The organism is Streptomyces sp. NBC_01808, from assembly GCF_035917395.1.
In the GTDB taxonomy this organism is placed as follows: domain Bacteria; phylum Actinomycetota; class Actinomycetes; order Streptomycetales; family Streptomycetaceae; genus Streptomyces.
Genome location: NZ_CP109072.1, coordinates 5,658,420 through 5,676,201, shown reverse-complemented (window position 1 = coordinate 5,676,201; position 17,782 = coordinate 5,658,420). Strand labels below are relative to the sequence as shown.

13 protein-coding genes are annotated in these 17,782 nt (G+C 73.7%); 8 read left to right on the top strand and 5 right to left on the bottom strand.

Annotated features, from left to right (window positions below):
• The first annotated feature begins 114 nt into the window (after positions 1-114).
• Both OG946_RS25230 and OG946_RS25225 read left to right on the top strand, forming a co-directional pair.
• A complete protein-coding gene (locus OG946_RS25230; RefSeq protein ID WP_326800363.1) occupies positions 115-1,491 on the top strand; it encodes an FAD-dependent oxidoreductase in 1,377 nt (458 codons plus the stop codon).
• Positions 1,488-2,696 carry an NAD(P)/FAD-dependent oxidoreductase gene (locus OG946_RS25225; RefSeq protein ID WP_326798290.1) on the top strand — a complete coding sequence of 403 codons (1,209 nt, stop codon included), beginning with the start codon at positions 1,488-1,490 and terminating at the stop codon, positions 2,694-2,696. Before OG946_RS25230 ends, OG946_RS25225 begins: the two co-directional genes overlap by 4 nt.
• 196 nt (positions 2,697-2,892) lie before the next feature.
• Here the strand turns inward: OG946_RS25225 and OG946_RS25220 are convergent, their stop codons facing one another.
• The 3 genes from OG946_RS25220 to OG946_RS25210 form a co-directional block, all read right to left on the bottom strand.
• Positions 2,893-3,849 (bottom strand): hypothetical protein, encoded by a 957-nt coding sequence (locus OG946_RS25220; protein WP_326798289.1) that lies wholly within the window; start codon positions 3,847-3,849, stop codon positions 2,893-2,895.
• A 491-nt stretch (positions 3,850-4,340) separates the two neighbouring features.
• Entirely contained in the window at positions 4,341-6,608 is a 2,268-nt protein-coding gene (locus OG946_RS25215) for a glycosyl hydrolase (protein WP_326798288.1), read from the bottom strand.
• A 268-nt stretch (positions 6,609-6,876) separates the two neighbouring features.
• A complete protein-coding gene (locus OG946_RS25210) occupies positions 6,877-7,728 on the bottom strand; it encodes an SAM-dependent methyltransferase (protein WP_326798287.1) in 852 nt (283 codons plus the stop codon).
• Between the two features lie 408 nt (positions 7,729-8,136).
• On the opposite strand from OG946_RS25210, the gene OG946_RS25205 reads away from it, so the two are divergent.
• Entirely contained in the window at positions 8,137-8,346 is a 210-nt protein-coding gene (locus tag OG946_RS25205; RefSeq protein ID WP_326798286.1) for a hypothetical protein, read from the top strand.
• On the opposite strand, the gene OG946_RS25200 is transcribed toward OG946_RS25205, so the two are convergent.
• Positions 8,334-9,500 (bottom strand): helix-turn-helix domain-containing protein, encoded by a 1,167-nt coding sequence (locus OG946_RS25200; protein ID WP_326798285.1) that lies wholly within the window; start codon positions 9,498-9,500, stop codon positions 8,334-8,336. The genes OG946_RS25205 and OG946_RS25200 overlap by 13 nt on opposite strands.
• 190 nt (positions 9,501-9,690) lie before the next feature.
• Here OG946_RS25200 and OG946_RS25195 point away from each other — a divergent pair, with 190 nt between their 5' ends.
• From OG946_RS25195 to OG946_RS25175, 5 genes are all read left to right on the top strand, one after another.
• Positions 9,691-12,807 (top strand): AfsR/SARP family transcriptional regulator, encoded by a 3,117-nt coding sequence (locus OG946_RS25195; protein WP_326798284.1) that lies wholly within the window; start codon positions 9,691-9,693, stop codon positions 12,805-12,807.
• Between the two features lie 216 nt (positions 12,808-13,023).
• Positions 13,024-14,031 carry a hypothetical protein gene (locus OG946_RS25190; RefSeq protein WP_326798283.1) on the top strand — a complete coding sequence of 336 codons (1,008 nt, stop codon included), beginning with the start codon at positions 13,024-13,026 and terminating at the stop codon, positions 14,029-14,031.
• A 215-nt stretch (positions 14,032-14,246) separates the two neighbouring features.
• Positions 14,247-15,200: an alpha/beta fold hydrolase gene (locus OG946_RS25185; RefSeq protein ID WP_326798282.1), complete on the top strand. Its 954-nt coding sequence runs from the start codon at positions 14,247-14,249 to the stop codon at positions 15,198-15,200.
• 146 nt (positions 15,201-15,346) lie between these two features.
• Positions 15,347-16,501, top strand: coding sequence for a sensor histidine kinase (locus tag OG946_RS25180; RefSeq protein WP_326798281.1), 1,155 nt, complete (start codon positions 15,347-15,349; stop codon positions 16,499-16,501).
• The gene (locus tag OG946_RS25175; RefSeq protein ID WP_326798280.1) at positions 16,498-17,160 is read left to right on the top strand and encodes a response regulator transcription factor; all 663 of its coding nucleotides are present in this window, start codon (positions 16,498-16,500) and stop codon (positions 17,158-17,160) included. The genes OG946_RS25180 and OG946_RS25175 overlap by 4 nt, the downstream gene beginning before the upstream one ends.
• Before the next feature lie 22 nt (positions 17,161-17,182).
• On the opposite strand, the gene OG946_RS25170 is transcribed toward OG946_RS25175, so the two are convergent.
• Positions 17,183-17,764 carry a rhodanese-like domain-containing protein gene (locus OG946_RS25170; RefSeq protein WP_326798279.1) on the bottom strand — a complete coding sequence of 194 codons (582 nt, stop codon included), beginning with the start codon at positions 17,762-17,764 and terminating at the stop codon, positions 17,183-17,185.
• Positions 17,765-17,782 lie beyond the last annotated feature (18 nt).

Genomic DNA, 17,782 nt, shown 5'->3' with positions numbered 1-17,782 from the left:
CGTACGGGCACGGGGCGGCGGAGGCGCCGGGCGACGGTCGAGCGGGCAGGCACGCAACCCGCGGCGGAGGCAGGCGGGTTCGGGTCCTGCGAGAACCCTCCGGCCTCCCGCATCGTGATCGTCGGCGGCGGCCCCGTGGGTCACCGCGTCGCCGAACGCCTGCGCCACCACGGCCACGAGGGGCCCGTCACCCTCCTCGACGCCGAACCCGGCCCCGCGTACCACCGCGTCCTCCTCCCCGCCGTCCTCGACGGCAGCCTCGCCCCCGCCGACCTGCGCCTGCCCGACCTGCCCGGCGTCACCGTCCGCCACGGCGTCTCCGCGGCCGGCGTGGACCGCCACCGGCGGCAGGTGCGGACGACGGAACACGACCGGCTCCCGTACGACACCCTCGTGCTGGCCACCGGCGCCCGCCCGCACCTCCCGCCCGTCCCCGGCCTGCGGCACGCCTCGGGCTGGCTGATCGACGGCGTCACCGGGCTGCGTTCGCGCACGGACTGCGCCCGCGTGCGCGGCGACGAGATCGTCGTCCTCGGCGGCGGGCCGCTGGGCGTGGAGACCGCGGCGGCGCTGCGCCGCGCGGGCCGCCGGGTCACGCTGGTGCACCCGGGCCCGTACCCGCTGGACGACCGCCTCGACGCCGAGGCCGGCGCGTTGCTGACGCGGCATCTGGCGGAGCTGGGCGTCGGGTTGGAGCTGGGCCGGGTGGCCGCCGAGGTACAGCCCGGCAAGCTGGCGCTCGACGACGAATGGGCGCTGCCCTGGGACACCCTCCTGTGCTGCACGGGCGTCCGCCCCCGCACGGGACTCGCGGAGGCGGCGGGCCTGGCGGTACGGACCGGGGTGCTGGCCGACGCCGCGGGCCGCACGAGCGACCCGGCGATCCGCGCGGTGGGCGACTGCACGGAGCCCGGGGGTTCGCTGCTCACGGGCTGGGAGCAGGCGGAGGCGGTGGCCAGGTCGCTGACCGGCAGGGGCGCGCCGTACGGGCTCGACGCCCGGCGCGGGCCGGTGTTCCGGCTGCGGGTGCCGGGGCTGACGCTCGGGGTGCTGGGCAGCGGCGGTGCGGACGCGGGGGGCGAGGGCACGGGGGGCGAGATCGTCGCGTACCGGGACCCGGCCCGCGGCCGGTACGCCCGGCTGGCGCTCGACGCGACGGGCCGGCTGAGCGCGGCGACCCTGGTGGGTCTCCCCCAGGCCCTGGCCACGCTGACCCAGCTCTACGAGACGTCCACCCCGCTCCCCGAGAGCCGCCTCGCCCTGCTCCAGGGCCGCCCCGCCCCGCGCACGGGCCCGCTGCCCGCGCTGCCGCCGGAGGCGGTGGTGTGCCGCTGCAACACCGTGACGAAGGGGGCGCTGGCATCGGCCTGGGACGGGGGCGCGCGCGACCCGGGCGCGCTGGCGCAGGCGACGCGGGCGACGACGGGGTGCGGCTCGTGTGTGGACGACGTCCGGCGGATGTGCGAGGAGCTCGCGGGGCGTACGCCATGAAACGACTGCTGGTCATCGGCTACGGAATGACGGCACACCGCCTGGTGGAGGAGGTGCGCTCGCGCGACCGGGAGGACCGCTGGCGGATCCTGGTGCTGGGCGAGGAGCCGCACGCGGCGTACAACCGCATCGCGCTGGCGGACAGGCTGCGCGGGGTGCCGGCGGCGGAGCTGAAGCTCAGGGCCCTGGACGACCCGCGGGTGCAGGTGCGTACGGGCACGGCGGCGGCGGCGATCGACAGACCGGCGCACGAGGTGGTGACGACCGCCGGCGAACGGATCCCGTACGACGCGCTCGTGCTGGCCACGGGCGGGACACCGGCGCGGCCACCGGTGCCGGGCGCGGAGCTGCCGGGCTGCTACGTGTACCGCACCCTGGACGACGTCAACGCGATCCGCGAGGCGGCCAAGGCGCGGCGGGGCGGACGGGCGGTGATCGTCGGCGGCGGCCTGCTGGGCCTGGAAACCGCGGAGGCACTCCACCGCCACCTGGGCGTACTCCCCTACGTGGTGGAGGCGGCCCCGCACCTCATGCCGGCCCAACTGGACGCGGCGGCGGCGGACCTCCTGGCAACCTGGCTGAGCGGGACGGGCATCCGCCTCCACCAGGGAAGGGGACTCCTCTCCGTGGACGGCGGCCCGTCCGGCGAGGTGACCGGCGCGACGCTGACGGACGAAACCGTCATCAGGACGAACCTGGTGGTCTTCACCGCGGGCACCCGCCCCCGCGACGACCTCGCGGCGGACGCGGCCCTGCCGCGGGGCCTACGGGGCGGCTACCTGGTGGACGACGACTGCCGGACACCGGACCCGGATATCTGGGCGATCGGCGACTGCGCGGCGATCCACGGCAGTCGCACGGGCACGGTGGCCCCCGGCTATCACATGGCGACGAAGGTCGCCGACCACCTCGTGGGCAACCCGGCGCCACTGCCGCCGCTTTCCGAGGCAGAGCCCTCGACGGTGCTGAAGCTCCCGGGCGTCGAGGTGGCGAGCATGGGCAACCCCCACGCCTCCCCCGAGGGGGCCATCGAACTCACCTACACCCACCCCGCCCCGACGCCCCGCTACGCCAAACTGATCCTGGACCCGGAGGCCCACACCCTCCGGGCGGCCATCCTCCTGGGCCACCCGCACGCCTACGGCCGCCTCCACTCCCTGGTAGGCCAGGAACTCCCCGCCCCGGCCGAACAACTCCTCACCTGAATCCCCCGGGCCCCGGCAGATCACCCCCCGCCGGTGGTCCTGCGCCCGGCTCAGCCGATCGATCTGCTTCTTGACCGGGTCTGAGGGAAAGGGCGGGCCCGACCGAAGCTGGTTCATGGGAAGGCCGCGATCACTTTGCCACCCTCAAAGATCATTCCAGCCGTCCACCCGCCATTCAAGTTGACAACGTCAACACTCACTTTTGCCGGCGAGTTCGTCCCACCTGTTGCGCTCGGGGATCCTGTGAGCTCGGCTGGTAATTCTGATGTGAGCTTTGCGCGGTAGACTGACGGGCGGGATGATGGCGCACAGAATTCCACATGGCAGTTGCGACCGACTGCTGTGCGGCATGAGGGCCTGGGTAGTCGTTGTTGTAAATTTCCTGCTGGTGTCGGGCGCTTTCGGCATATGCGCTCGGACCGTTGGAGCCCATTATCTTGTCACAGTTTTCCACGTCGGCCCAGGTTCGTATTCGCTGCTCGTTGAGCAAGGCGTTCAATCCCTGCGACTTTTGGCGGACCCAGACGGCCATAAGATGCTTGCTGTCGGCTAGAGCCAAGCCAGGCTGAACTGAACCCGGAGTGAGCGAACCGATGGCTTCTTTGGTCCGGGTCACCTCCCACTCGGCTGCTCTCAAGGCGTCTTCCACTGCTGCGGCAGGGGTCCGAGGCGGACGCCCGTGCGCGTTGTATAGTTCCTGCCCACGTTTGGCAGATTCACGATATGCGGATGCGCCCCGTCGAGGACTCATTTCCTCGTCGTTGGCATTCACGTCGCCCTGGGTGTGTATATTGCGGGCGGAGAAGAAGTCGTTCGCATTCTTCCACCCATCTCTGTTGGCGGCAGCAAACTCATGCCGAATTTTGGCCTCGATGCGTGATGGATCAGATGCGTCGAGCACAATGGAAGCGTCGTAGGTTTCTTTTGTCCGAGCCACCTCCCACTCGGCTGCATACAGGCCGACTTTCACTTCTGCACTCGGGTAGGCCGTGTAGTAAATTTTCCGCTGATCACGGGCCCTGTCAAGATACGCGACCGCACCCTCCCGGCCCCAGTCGGCGTCATGGGCCACTGCGTCCTCCCAGGTCTCCAGGCGTCCCGAATACGAATCTTCCCCAGAAAAAACTTCGTTCGCCATCTGCCATTTAGCCATGACCTCCGTAGCCTGAACGTGTTGATTTATCGCGCGGGCGAGTGCGTCGCGGGCCTCTCGGGCTCGGGTCTCCTGCCATTCGGCCGCAGCCAGCGCCTCTTGCACGAGTTCGCCAGGGCCCTGTGAGGGCATCCTTGGCAGGTAATCACCCGCATTCACCATCGATGTCGTCCCCTTCCGTCCTGCACTGGCATCGATATGGCGGGTGCCGGATCCAACTCCCGCCCAACTGGGTCCGGTTGGTACAACGGGCCCGCGCCGCAGACGGTTCATGGGAAGGGGAGGGTAGATCTACACGAATCCGACCTGGGGCGGTGCAAGGAGATCGGCAAGACCTTCAAGGGTCGACCAAAAACAACCACCGGACCCATTGAACGATTCAGGCCCAGGAACTCGGCACTCAGGTTTTCTGCCGAAGGTGCGCCCCGCGCCGCCCGGCGGGGTCGGGGTTCGTGGGCGGCGCGGGGCACGGGTGGAGGGCTGCGCCGGGGTCAGCCCGTTTCGGTGGCGGAGGAACGGGCCGGGACCCTCAGGGTCTTGCCGTCGGAGAAGGTCACCGTCTGGTCCGTGGCGCCGTAGTTGTGTGCCGCGTACGTCCTCGTGCCGCCCGTCGCGAAGACCGCCGCCGTCGGGCTGTCCGCCGTCACCGTGGGGTCCGGGGCGCCTGTCGCCGCCAGGGTGTGGATCCAGTGGTAGACGTGCGCCCACGACTCGCCCGTTTCCGGCGTGTACGTGCCGCCGCCGCCCGCCGCGTACGCCTCACGCGCCGCCGCCGGGTCGCTGAGGGCCTGGAACTCCCAGAGGAGTTCGCGCCATTCGACCGCAGGGCCGCCGTTCTCGCGTTCCATCTCCGCGAGGTTGCGGTCGATCGCCGCCTTGTCGCGGGCCAGGTGCAGCGAGGCGCCGGTGACCGGGAGGACGTTGATGCCGTGGATCTCCTCCGGGTTGCCCGTCCACCACGTGGCGTGCGCGCCGCCCGCGCTCCACACCATCCCCAGCGTGTTGTGCGGGAAGTCCGCCGGGAAGGCGTCCTGGTCGGCGTCGAACCAGTAGGTGCGTACGGCCTCCGACTCTGTCGTCAGCAGATACACGCCGAGGTCGCGCAGTTCGGTGTCGCCCGTGGCGGCGCCGAACATGATCAGGCCGGCGCTGAGGTTGACCGACTCCGACGACGCCTCCTGGTTGTTGCCCGCCGCGAAGCCCGCGTGGCCCGCGGCCCAACTGTGGCCGGCGTAGACGTCGAAGCCGCGCAGGAACGGGTAGCGGTCGCCGCCGCGGGCCGGGTTGGCGGCGTCGGCGATCAGTTCGCGGACCATGCCGCCCCAGGCGGAGTCCGCGGCCCAGGCGGGGTCGTACTGGGCGACGACGGCGGCGGCCATGACGTAGTAGCCGTAGTGGAAGTGATGGTCGTTCAGCTCGGTGTCGCTGCCGTACGAGGCCGGGTAGCCGGTGAGCGTCTTCCACACCGCGTCGTACGAGAACTCCGTCTCGCCGCCCGCCGTGAACCACTCCTCCAGCCGCGCCTTCATCACCCCGAGGATCTTGTCCCGCGCCTGGGCCGCGCCCACCTGGTCGGCGAGCGGCACGACCTGCGCGAGGCGGCCGAGGGCCTTGCCGGTCCAGTACGTGTCGGCGCGGCCGACGGCGGCGGTGTCGGCGACCTCGTTGACGAAGGCGGTCAGCCGCCCCTGGTCCACCCCGCCCGACTCCGGCAGCGCGGGCAGGACGCCGGTGACGTCCTGGGAGGTGGTGAAGGAGGCGCCCTCGCGGACCTTCATCGTGCCGCGCGGCGAGACGTACTCGTACGCCGTGAGCTGGTCGGAGGTGTGCTTCCACTGGTGCGGATAGAGCGCCTGGAGGGTGCCGGTCTCGGTGCCCTCGCGGGCCTCGGTCTGAAGGGTATATGTGGCGTTCATGCGGCCCTGGTCCTGCGCGTAGTCCCAGTCGACGCGGGAGCCGGTGACGAAGCTGAAGGCGTAGCGGCTGAAGGTCTCGAAGGCGCCGGGGTCCGGCAGGACGGCGACGGAGTAGTAGTCCTTGCCGCCGAGGTCGGCGCTGAGGGTGCTGCCGGAGACGGTCCAGTCGCTGCCGGTGGGGGCGAAGAGCGCGTAGTGCTTGCCGCCGACGGTGATGCCGAGCGCGTTGCCGTCGTCGGCGAAGACCTGGGGCGCGGCGGCGGCGGTGATCTGCGCGGCGCCGCCGGTGGCCTCGGCGTAGACGTACGGGCTGCCGTGGCCGATGGTGGCGCGCAAAGTGCGGCCGCCGCCGGCCCAGTAGGGGCTGACGGTCCAGTCGGACCAGCCGTCCGCCCGGGCGTCGGGCGAGTTGAGGCCCGCGACGCCGAGGGTGAGGTCGGCCTTGTGCTGGAACTCGTACTGCGCGCCGCCCCCGACGACGACGTGCTCGGTGGCGTACCCGACCTCAAGACCGCCGGCCACGGCGCGGTAGCTGAGGGGGTGGCCGAACATGGGCAGGGAGTACGGGTTGTCGGCGGCCCGCTGGAAGGCGAGCGACGACCACCAGTCGTTGGTCGGTACGGGCCGGTCCGCGACCCGCTCGGTCACCTTCGGCGTCACCGGCTGCCCGGCGTTGTCGACGGGTCCCGAGGTGCCGGGCGGCCGGGTGTCGGAGTAACTCCCCCGCCCGACCGGTATCTCGGCGGCGGCCGCCGCCCCGGCGGGCAGTCCGGCCCCGGCGGCGACGGTGGCGGCGGCGGTGAGGGCCAGGAGGATGCGTCTGCGCTTCGGCTGTGGTCCCACGAGCTGCGTACCTCGCAATGAGTGGGGGACAAAGGAGGGTGAGAGCGCTCTCAGAGGGGCGTGGCAGAAACTAGAGCCGCCCGAAACCGCTGTCAACACCTCTCGTCGGGACTCAACCCGACGTCCGCTCATCCGCGTTCAGTTTCTGAACGCGCTCCCGCGGGCCGTCTTACGGGGCCAAGCCGGCCCCGGCCGTACGGGACCGAGGGATCCCGTGCGGCGGACCCGGCGGTGTCCGCCGGGTCCGGGTCGGGGGGTCGGGGCCGGGTCAGGGCTTGCGGAGGAGACCGCCGTACTCGTACAGCCTGTTGCTCTCCTTGGTGATGCCCACGTACTCCTTCAGCTCCGGCGGGACCGGCGGCAGCGGCGGCTGGGACGGGTCCGGGCGCCACTCGGCCAGGTTCACCATGCCCGGGGAGACCGGCTCCAGTCCGTCGGTGAAGGCGTCGACCTGCTGCGGGGTGCGGGTCTGCCACGGGACCCGGTTGTTGTTCATGTACTCCGACGTGACCCTGGCGTGCTCCTCGTCGTCGGTGACGACCTGGGAGAGCGCGAGGTAACTGCCCGAAGCGGCACGGTCGATGACGGTACGCAGGATGGTGCGCGGGTCGTCGGCGTCGACCAGGTGGTGGGGCACGGAGAGGAAGAGGATGGCGAGCGGCTCGTTGAAGTCGATGAGCCGCTGGAGGTCCGGGTGGCCGAGGACGACCTCCTGGTCGCGCATGTCGGCCGTGATCACCACGGTGGAGTCGTCGTCGGCGAGCAGCGCGCGGCCGTGGGCGAGGACGATGGGGTCGATGTCGACGTAGACGACGTGGGTGGACTCGTCGAACTCCTGCGCCACCTGGTGCACGTTGTTGTTCGTGGGCAGGCCGCAGCCCATGTCGATGAACTGCCGGATCCCGGCCTCGTGCGCAAGGTAGCGCACCGCGCGGTAGAGGAAGAGCCGGTTCTGCCGGGTGATGTCGACGCCCTCGGGGAACCGCGGCAGCCCGGCGCGGATCATGTCGCGGTCGACCTCGTAGTTGTCCTTGCCGCCCAGCATCCAGTCGTAGGCACGGGCCGAGGTGGGGCGGTCGGTCGGAATGCCGGGTATCGCGGGTCCTTCGTCAGGCGTCACTGCCCACTCTCCTCGTCTGATTCACAGCCGAACATACCTACGTACGCCGGGAGTTGAGACTATCCGCTCCCGTCCACCCCGACCACCGGGACTCTGCCCGCGCTCAAGGCCCGCGCCCGGCGCCGCGGGCGGGCGCCGGCGGACGGCGCGGACAGGCGCCGGCGGGCGCCCGCGGCGGCCGCGGACGGCCGGGGGTGCCGAGCACCGGGCTCGGGGCGTTGACCGGGAGGTTTGCGGTGGGTGGCAAAAGGGTCGTCCGCGGGGGGCCCGGCGGGCGAAGGTGGTGACCGCAACGCGGAGGGCCGGGTGGACACGGCCCGGCCCTTCCGTTGCCCCCTGTGCGGGCTCGTACGGGGAGCGCAAAATAGGGGGATTCGTACCGTGCGCAGGAAAATGAAGGCTTCTGCCGTGGCGAAAAGGGTCTGGGCCCAGCCGGCCGGGACACCTGGCGCGCAGCAGACCGGGGCCGACGAGAGCACCGGCCGGGGCGGGGTGGTGCTGCGGCTGCCGCTGCCGGGTGGGGCGGGGGCCCGCGGCGTCGACGAGCCGGCCGGCACCCCCGGCGCGGCGAACACGGGCAGGCCGCGCCCATCCGGGTCCGCCGCTCACCCCGGCTGATCGCTCCGGCTCCGCCCGCAGCCGCACCGGATCTGCACCGCGGCGGGCCGCCGGGCCTGGGCCCGGACCGTACTCCGGTCCGCGGTCCGGTCCGCGGCCCGCCGAGCCGCCGCCGCCGCGACCGACGTCGCCGCCGCGCCCGACGTCGCCGCCGCGACCGACGCGCGCAGCACCGCCGCGCCCGCCGGGGTGAGGGTGTGCAGCACCGAGCCGCCGTCGCGGACCGTGGTGATCAGGCCCGCGTCGCGCAGCGCGCCCGCGTGGCGGCTGGCCGCGGAGGCGGAGACACCGGTGGCACGGGCGAGTTCACCCGTCGTCGCGCCGTGCGCGGTGGCGTGCAGGACGGCCGCCCGGGCCCGGCCGAGGAGCGCTGCGAGCCGCTGCTCAGGGGGATGGCCGGGACCGGGGGGTACGGGGGCCTGCCGGTGGTGGACCGGGTACCAGAGGACGGGCGGGAGTTCGGGGTCGGCGAGGCTCACGGGGGCGTCGGCTGCGAAGTACGACGGCACGAGCGTCAGACCCCGCCCGTCCAGGCGAAGGTCCCGGTCCACCCCGGCGGGGTAGCGCACCTCCAGCACCGGTGCGCGCCAGTGCATCGCCGGCGCGAGGCCGGCGAGCATCCCCTCCGAGCCGCCGTCCAGCAGCCCGCGGATGCGGGCGGCCCGCTCGGCTTCGAGCCGGGCCTGCATGTGGTCGGACCAGGGTTCGACGACGGCTTCGTAGTACGCGCGCAGGAGCCGTACGAACTCCCTGCGCTCCCCCGTCTCCGCCAGCTTCGGCGCCCACGCCGGGGCGCCGACCGTACGGGCGAGGCGGCCGACTTCGCCGCGTACCCGGCCCGGTGGCGCCGCGAGCAGCAGCTCCGCGCCGTCGCGGAAGGACGTGACGGCCTCGCCCGGCACCTGACCGGGCGTCAGGAAATCCGGGAAGTACCGCGCCCGCGGATACAGCGGCAGCAGGGTCTCGCGCACCGCGCGCTCCAGACCCCGCTCGCGCAGCGTCCGGCGGGCCATGCGGTACCACGCGGCGTGCGCGTACCGGCCCCTGCGCGTCTGCAGCCGGTGCAGGCTGACGGCGATCTCCCAGAGCGGATCCGGCGCGTCGGCGACGCGCGTCCTGACCAGGTCGGCGTCGCGGAAGTGGATGCGGAGCATGATCGTCCCCCGATCGGTGGAACCCGGCCCCGCGCGCGTATCGGCGAGCGCGCGGCCGTCCCCCGTGTGACGGCCCCCGCGGCCGGTGACCTCATCCACGATGCGGAACGGACCTGGCACGGACCTTGCAGGCACCTAGAATCCGCTGGTAGCGCCGCCGGGCGGGCGGCCGGGCAGACGAAGGACGCGCATGGAGTTTCACCTGCTGGGCGGGATCGAGGCCGTGGCAGCCGACGGCCGTCCGGTCGATCTCGGGCCCGCGCGGCAGCGGAGCGTACTCGCCGCGCTGCTGCTCGACACGGGCCGCGCGGTGCCCACCGGGCAGCTCGTCCACCGGGTGTGGGGGCACGCGGCGCCGCAACGGGCCACGGAGACGCTGTACAGCTACCTCTCCCGGCTACGGCGTACCCTGACCGGCTCGCAGACAACCCTCGCCCGCAGCCCCGACGGCTACGAACTGGCCATCGGCCCCGCCGACTCGGTGGACGTCCACCGCTTCCGCAGGCTCCTCACCCGCGCCCGCGCCCGCGCCGCGACGGCGACGGACGACGCCGGGGCCGCCGGGCTCTTCCGCGAGGCGCTCGCACTCTGGCGCGGCCTGCCGTTCCCCGGCGTCGACACCCCGTGGTTCAACGGCGCACGCGAAGCCCTCGCCAAGGAGTCACTCGCCGCGGAGCTGGACTGCGCCGACGTGCGGCTGCGCCTCGGCGACCACGCCGCGCTGCTGACCGAACTCGCCGCGCGCAGCGCCGCCCACCCACTCGACGAGCGGCTGGCCGCCCAGTACATGACCGCCCTCTACCGCTGCGGCCGCGCCGCCGACGCGCTCGACCACTACCGGCGCGTCCGCCGCCTGCTCGCCGAGGAACTCGGCATCGACCCGGGCCGGCCGCTCCAGCAGGTGCACCAGGCGGTGCTGGGCGGCGACCCGGAGCTGAGCGTCCCCGAGTCCGCCCGGGCGGACTCCGTACGGCGGCCGGAGTCCGCCCCGCCCGTTTGGCTGACGCAGTGCCAACTGCCTCCCGCCGTACGGGGCTTCGCCGGCCGCACCGACCTCGTCGCCCGCCTCGGGGAGCTGCTGGAGTCCCCCGACGCCGCACCCGTCGTCGTCTCCGGCTCACCGGGGGTCGGCAAGTCGGCGCTGGCCGTCCACCTCGGCCACCGGCTGCGGCAGGCGTTCCCCGACGGCCAGTGGTACGTACGGCTCCAGGGCACCCGCGAGCGCCCCCGTGACCCCGCCGACGTCCTCGCCGGCCTGCTGCGCGTCTCCGGCGAGGACGCCGCCGCCATCCCCGAGTCGCTGGAGGACCGCGCCGGGGCGTTCCGCGGCCGGGTCGCCGACCGCCGCGTGCTGCTGGTGCTCGACGACGCCGCGGACGCCGAGCAGGTACGCCCCCTGCTGCCCGGCACCGCGGGCGTCGCGGTGCTCGTCACCAGCCGCTCCGACCTGCGCGGCCTGACGGCCAGTCACGCGGCGCACCCCGTACCGCTGGACGTCCTGCGCCCCGGCGAGGCCAATGACCTGCTCGCCGGCATCCTCGGCGAGCGCCGCGTCGCCGCCGAGCCCGCGGCGGCGGCGCGGCTCGCGGAGCTGTGCGCCCGGCTGCCGCTGGCGCTGCGGATCGGCGCGGCCAACCTGGCGGCGCGGCCGGGGCGTTCCCTGGAGGCGTACGCGGACGAGCTGGCCGACGACGGGCGGCTGGCGAAGCTGTCCATCTCCGGGGACCGCGAGGCCGCGGTCCGTACCGCCTTCGACCACTCCTACGCCGCCCTGGAGCCGGCCGCGGCCCGGCTGTTCGGCCTGCTCGGGCTGCACCCGGGGCCGGACTTCACGGCGGCGTCGGCCGCGGCGCTGCTCGGCTGCCCGCCCGCCGAGGCCGAGGAGCCGCTGGACCGGCTGGCGACCGCGGGTCTCGTGCAGCACACGGGCGCCGACCGGTTCCAGTTCCACGACCTGCTGCGGCTGTACGCCGCCGAGCGGGCGGCGGCCGACCCGGGCGGGGAGGCGGCGTGGCGCCGGCTGTGCGACTGGTACCTGGCGACCACGGACGCCGCCACGGCCTTCGACTTCGCCGGCTTCACCCAGCTCCCCCGGCAGCGCGGCACGTCCGCCCGGTTCCGCACCGGGCAGCAGGCGCGCGCCTGGCTCGACGCGGAGCGGGCCAACCTCGTCGCCGTCGTCGGCCGCGCCGCCGCGGCGGGACCGTACGAGATCGCCTGGCAACTGGCCGACCAACTGCGGATGTTCCTCTACTTCAGCCGACACACACCCGATTGGGATGCCACGACCGCGGCCGGGCTACGGGCGGCGGAAGAGCGCGGCGAGGTGGCGGCCCGCGGGGCGATGTACCACAGCCTGGGGCTGCTGCGGCAGAGCACCGGCGACTCCGACGCGGCACTCGAAGCCCTGCACCGCGCACTGGACGACTACCGGGACTGCGGCCTGGCGACGGGCGAGGCCGCCATTCTGGGCAACCTGGCCATGCACGCGGGCCAGCGCGGCGAGATGCGGGAGGCGCTGCGCTGCGAGGAGGCCGGCATCGAGGTGATCCGGGGTCTCGACAAACCGGTGCAACTGGGCAGGGCGCTCAACGTCCTCGGCCTGATCCACGCGTACCTCGGCCGGCTCGCCAGCGGGCTCGACCGCACCACCGAGTCGGTCGAGGTCTGTCTGCACCACGGGCACAGGTCGCGCACGATCAGCCCGCTGATCAACCGCGCCCTGATCCACAACTACCTGGGGCGGTACGAGGAGGCGCTGACGGATGCCACCGAGGCCCTGCGGCTCTGCGACGAGCACCGCGCGCGCAAGCACCACGCCGGCGCCCACGGGGCCCTGGCGGGCGCCCACCTCGGCCGGGGCCGCCTCGACCTCGCCGAGCCCCACGCGGCGCAGTCGCTCCGGGCCGCCCGCGAGGCCGGGGACCCGAGCCAGGAGGTGGACGCCCTGCTCGTCCTCGCCAGCGTGCACCGCCTGCGCGGCCGCCTCACCCCGGCCGCCGACCACCTCACGGCGGCCCTGGCCGTCGCCCGCCGCTGCGGCTTCCGCCACCAGCAGGCCGAGGCCCACGCGGCGCTGGCCCCCCTCCACCTCGCCACGGGCGAGGTGGCCACGGCCGCGGACCACGCGGAAGTCGCCCTGACGACGGCCCGCGAACTGGACCTGCCTCTGACGGCCCACCGAGCCCTGACGGCCCTGGCGGCGATCGCCCGGGCGACGAACGCCCCCGGCAGGGCCGCCGACCACACGGCAGAAGCCGACCGCATCGAACGGCGAACGGGCTACCGCCCGATCCCCCACACCTGACCCGGCGAAGGCGGTTCCGCGGTCCTCGTACGGGGCGGCGGTGATTACCCGTGATTAGCGTGCGGGTTGCCTTGACGGCCTTCGGAGGGTAGCTGCACAGTCCCGGTAATACGCATTAGCCGCCGCCCTTCCGGTTCCTGCTCCCGTGCTCATGCGTATGAGCAGCACGCGTCGCGCAGCCGCCCCACCCCCACCGCAGCCGACAGAGGAGCCCCCATGACACTCGACCGCCGCCGCTTCCTGCGCACCGCCTCCGCCGCGTCCGCCGTCACCGCCGGCGGTGGCCTCGTCGCCCTCGGCGGGGCCGGTGCCGCCCCGGCGGCCGCCGCGCCCGGAGGCTTTCCGGACTACACATACGTGCGCACGCTGCTGGTCCCCGGGCAGCTTTCGTACAACCCCAGCGGCGAGATCATCTTCCCCTGCGTCCGCGGCGTCTACGACCGCCTCTCCGCCCCGCGCGGCCGCTACTACCTCTACTACGCCCCCCACGAGAACCCCGGCGGCATCTGCCTCGCCTACGGCGACTCCCTGGAAGGGCCGTTCACCGAGTACCCGCGCAACCCGATCGTCGGCAATGTCTGGTCCCCGCACTACAGCGTCAGCCACGTCTCCTCCCCCCACGTCATGTGGCACGCCGGGCGCCGCGAGATGTGGCTCTACTTCCACGGCGAGAACAACACCACCCGCCTCGCCCGATCCAAGGACGGCATCGCCTTCACGTACGACAAGACCGTGCTGACCACCGCGATGCTCCCCGCCGGCACCACGGAGACCTCGTACGCCCGCGTCTTCCCGTACGAACTCCCGGGCCGCGGCGCCCACTACGTCATGCTCTTCATGCGCAACGACCGCACCAACCACCGCGACATCGGCTGGGGCTGGTCGGCCGACGGCCGTACCTGGACGTTCGACCCCGCGCCGCTCATCGACCACGCCGCCGTCGGCGCCTCCGACGTCTCCGGCGCGCATCTGCTGGAGCGGGGCGGCAGCGCGTACGTCGTCTACCACACCGACAAGGGCAGCGGCGGGAACATCCTCATCACCGAGGTCGGCGCCGACTTCTCCCGCCGCAACCACCTCGGCGTCTTCTACGACTCCCGCACCACGGCACCCGAGAACGGCCGCGCCGCGGCCCCGGCGTTCGGCACCGACCGCGGCGTGCCGTACATGATCTACGAGGCCGGCGAGCGCCTCTCCGGCGTCATCGCCATGGCCCGCGGCTGACGCACGGCGCACGGCGGCGGTCGGCCGCCGCTCGCGGCGGGCCCGCTGTCCCCCGCGCGAGCTACGCGCAGGTGTCCTCCCTGCGGTGACGATTCCGGGGCCGCCGGGTCCCTAGCGTTCTGGGCAACCGGAGTGCGGCCGGCCGACCACCGGGCCGCCCCGGCCGAACCGGCCGACCAGGCCGAACCGGCCGACTCCGCCCGGATTCCCGCTCATTGGAGGACATCGTGTTCCGCAGCATCCGCAGCATCCGCAGCAACGGCACCGCGACGGCACTGGTCTGGCTGTGCTGTACGGCGGCCGGCGCAGGGCTCGTCGGCTGCTCGGACTCCTCGGACGACGCCGATGCCGACGCCGCCGGGGGCGCGTCCGCCGCCGCCCAGGAGCGTACGGCCGACGAGGACCTGCTCACCGGCACCGAGAAGATCGACGTCGGCGGGCAGTCGGTCAACGTCTCCTGCTCCGGCAGCCCCGCGGAGGGCCGGCCGGTGGTCGTCCTGCTCTCCGGGGGCGGCGACGACCTGACGAAGCTGGCCGGCATCCAGAAGACGCTGAGCGCCGAGGACCGCGTCTGCTCGTACGACCGGCTGGGGCAGGGCGCCAGCGACAAGCCCGCGGGCCCGCAGACGATCGAGAGCACGGGGAAGGTGCTGACCGGGGTGATCGAGCAGGTCGCGGGCGACCGGCCGGTGGTGCTGGCGGGGCACTCGCTGGGCGGGCTGATCTCCGCACGGTACGCGCCCGACCACACCGACCGGGTCAAGGGGCTGGTCCTCATGGACGCCACCTCGCCGACGCAGAACGCCGACCTGGCCCGCGAGATCCCCGACTCCGCCACCGGCCCGGCGGTCGAACTGCGCGAGCAGACCCTCGCGATCCTCGGCGGGAAGGGGCCGGAGAAGCTGACGGTGACGGACGGGGAGGTGCGGTCCGCGGGGGACATCCCGGTCGAGGTGATCCGGCACGGGAAGGAGTACCTGGCGACGGTGCCGGAGTACGGGCCGGGGCTGGAGCGGGCGTGGCTCGGGGGGCAGCGCAAGTGGCTGGCGCTGTCGGAGCGGAGCGAGCTGAGCACGGCGGAGAACAGCGAGCACTACATCTACGCGGACGAGCCGGAGGTGGCCGTACGGGCGATCCGGAAGGTCACGGACCAGGCCGCCCGGGGCTAGGCGCGGGTACGGGGCGGGGGCGGACGGTGCCGGTCATGCCAGGAGCACGGGGCGGCGGCTCGCCCACCGGCGGGCCCCACTCCGGCCGCCGGCCCGGCACCGGCCCGTCCCCCGGCGGCCCCTCCCGCCGTCGTTACACTCCACCGGTGACGCGTCTTCGGCAACTCCCGGAGCGGTGGCGCCGGTTCGACGTCACGGTACGGGACCTCCCCCTCGGGCTCCTCATCCTCTTCGCCGCTCTCCTCCCGGCGTCCCACACCCACGGCACCCAGCTCGGCGGCCTCCCCGGACGCGACTTCGACGCCCTCGCCGTCGCCGCGGTCGCGTTCCAGTGCCTGCCCCTCGCCCTCCGCCGCCGGTGGCCGCTGCTCTGCCTCACCCTGGTCACGGCCGGCTTCGCCGTCGACCAGCTCCGCGGCTACCACTCCCTCGCCGGCACCGCCCAGGCCATCGCCCTGATGAGCGCGGGCGCCCATCTGGAGCGCCACCGCCGCCCCCTCGCGCTGCTGTTCTCCGCCGCGTACGTCGCGCTGGCGGTCGCGCTCGTCGGGGTGGGCGGGACCGAGGGCCCGAGCGAGTTCGTCATGTACTACCTGGCGATGGCCCTGGTGTGGGGCATGGGGTCGTGGCTGCGCTCGACCCGGGCGGCGGAGGCCGCGCACCGGCGCCGGGTCGCCGAGGACACCCGTACCGCGGAACGTACGCGCATCGCCCGCGAGTTGCACGACGTCGTGACCCACCACGTGACGGCGATGGTCGTGCAGGCCGAGGCCGCCCGCTATCTGACCGCCGCGCCCGACCGCCTCGACACGACCCTGGCCGCCGTGACCGACACCGGCCGGCGGGCCATCACGGACCTGCGGCACCTGCTCGACGTGCTCGATCCCGGCTACGACGGCGACGCCGGCATCCCGTCGGCCGGCCGGCTGCTGACGCTGGTGGAGCAGACGCGGCAGGCGGGGCAGCCGGTGGAGTTCACGGAGAAGGGCACGCCGCCGGAGTCGACGGGCAGCGCCGACCTCGTGGCGTACCGCGTCGTGCAGGAGGCGCTGACGAACGCGCTGAAGCACGCGCGCGGCAGCGCCACGTCGGTCGAAGTGCACCACGGGGCGGGCGAGATCACGGTGGCGGTGAGCACGGCGGGCGCCGCCTCGCCGGCCGCCTCGCCCGGCGGCAGCGGCCGGGGGCTCGCGGGGCTGCGCGAGCGGGTGGACGTGCTGGGCGGCGAGTTCAGCGCGGGCGGGGAGACGGGCGGCGGCTTCGTCGTACGGGCCCGGATCCCGGCGGGAAGTGCCTCGTGACCGCGCCGATCCGGGTGCTGATCTGCGACGACCAGGTCCTGGTCCGTACCGGCCTGGTGACCATCATCGACGCCCAGGAGGACCTGGAGGTGGCCGGCGAGTGCGGCGACGGCCGGACCGCCGTCGAACTCGCGGGCCGGCTGCGCCCGGACGTCGTGCTGATGGACGTGCGCATGCCGGTGCTCGACGGCATCGAGGCCACCCGCCGGCTGGCCGGCGCCCGGGTGCCGCGCCCGGCGAAGGTGCTCGTCCTGACGACGTTCAACCTGGACAAGTACGTGTACGAGGCCCTGCGCGCCGGCGCGGCCGGCTTCCTCCTCAAGGACGCCCCGCCGGCCCAGCTCCTGCACGGCATCCGCACCGTGGCCACCGGCGCGGCCCTGCTCGACCCCGAGGTGACGCGCAAGCTCGTCGGCCGCTACGCCGCCCGCATCCGCCCCGCCGACGGCGGCACCCCGCGCGACATCCCGCTGACGCCGCGCGAACTCGAAGTCCTCCGCCTCATCGCCGACGGCCTGTCCAACGGTGAGATCGCCGCGGCGCTGCAGCTCAGCCACGAGACGGTCAAGACCTTCGTGTCCCGCATCCTCACCAAGCTCGATCTACGGGACCGGGTGCAGGCCGTCGTCTACGCGTACCGGCAGGGCCTGGTGACCTGACCCCGCCCGGCGGCCGCCGCGCTCAGCGGCCGCGGAGCGCCGCGCGGGCGGCGTCGAGGTCGGCGGCGCGCGGGCGGTTGTGCGGGAGCTTGCCGAGGACGACCGCCATGCCGCAGGTGTTCGTCAGCGCGGAGAACACCAGGCCGCCCGCGATGCCGGCCGAGATCAGCAGCAGCGCCGGGTGGACGAGGACGCCCAGGAGGAGGCCGAGGAGCACCAGGCTGCCCGCGGTGAAGCGCACCTGGCGCTCCATGCTCCAGCCGGCCCGGGTGTCGCAGGCCGCCGGGGTGTGCAGGTCGTGCCCGGCCGCGGCCCAGGCACCGGTGCCGCCGACGAGGGCGGCGGCCTCGATGCCCTGCTCGGCGAGCAGCTTGCAGGCGCTCTCGGAGCGGGCTCCGGAGGCGCAGACGACGAGGAGGTCGCCGCGCTCGGCGGCGTGGCGTATGTCGTCCAGCGCGGCGCGCAGGTGGTCGAGGGGGACGTTCACGGCGCCGGGCAGGTGGCCGGAGGCGTACTCGGCGGGGGTGCGCACGTCGACGACGACGAGTTCACCGAGGCGGGTGCGGGCCTGGTCCGTGGCGAGGGTGGCGGGAATGCGGGTCATGGCGGGTGGTGTCCTTAC

What these genes read in the sequence shown, in the direction of transcription:
- OG946_RS25190 (WP_326798283.1), top strand. Translation starts at nt 13,024, where the DNA reads ATGACACTCGACCGCCGCCGCTTCCTGCGCACCGCCTCCGCCGCGTCC.
- OG946_RS25225 (WP_326798290.1), top strand. Translation starts at nt 1,488, where the DNA reads ATGAAACGACTGCTGGTCATCGGCTACGGAATGACGGCACACCGCCTG.
- OG946_RS25220 (WP_326798289.1), bottom strand. Translation starts at nt 3,849, where the DNA reads ATGGCTAAATGGCAGATGGCGAACGAAGTTTTTTCTGGGGAAGATTCG.
- OG946_RS25195 (WP_326798284.1), top strand. Translation starts at nt 9,691, where the DNA reads ATGGAGTTTCACCTGCTGGGCGGGATCGAGGCCGTGGCAGCCGACGGC.
- OG946_RS25170 (WP_326798279.1), bottom strand. Translation starts at nt 17,764, where the DNA reads ATGACCCGCATTCCCGCCACCCTCGCCACGGACCAGGCCCGCACCCGC.
- OG946_RS25200 (WP_326798285.1), bottom strand. Translation starts at nt 9,500, where the DNA reads ATGCTCCGCATCCACTTCCGCGACGCCGACCTGGTCAGGACGCGCGTC.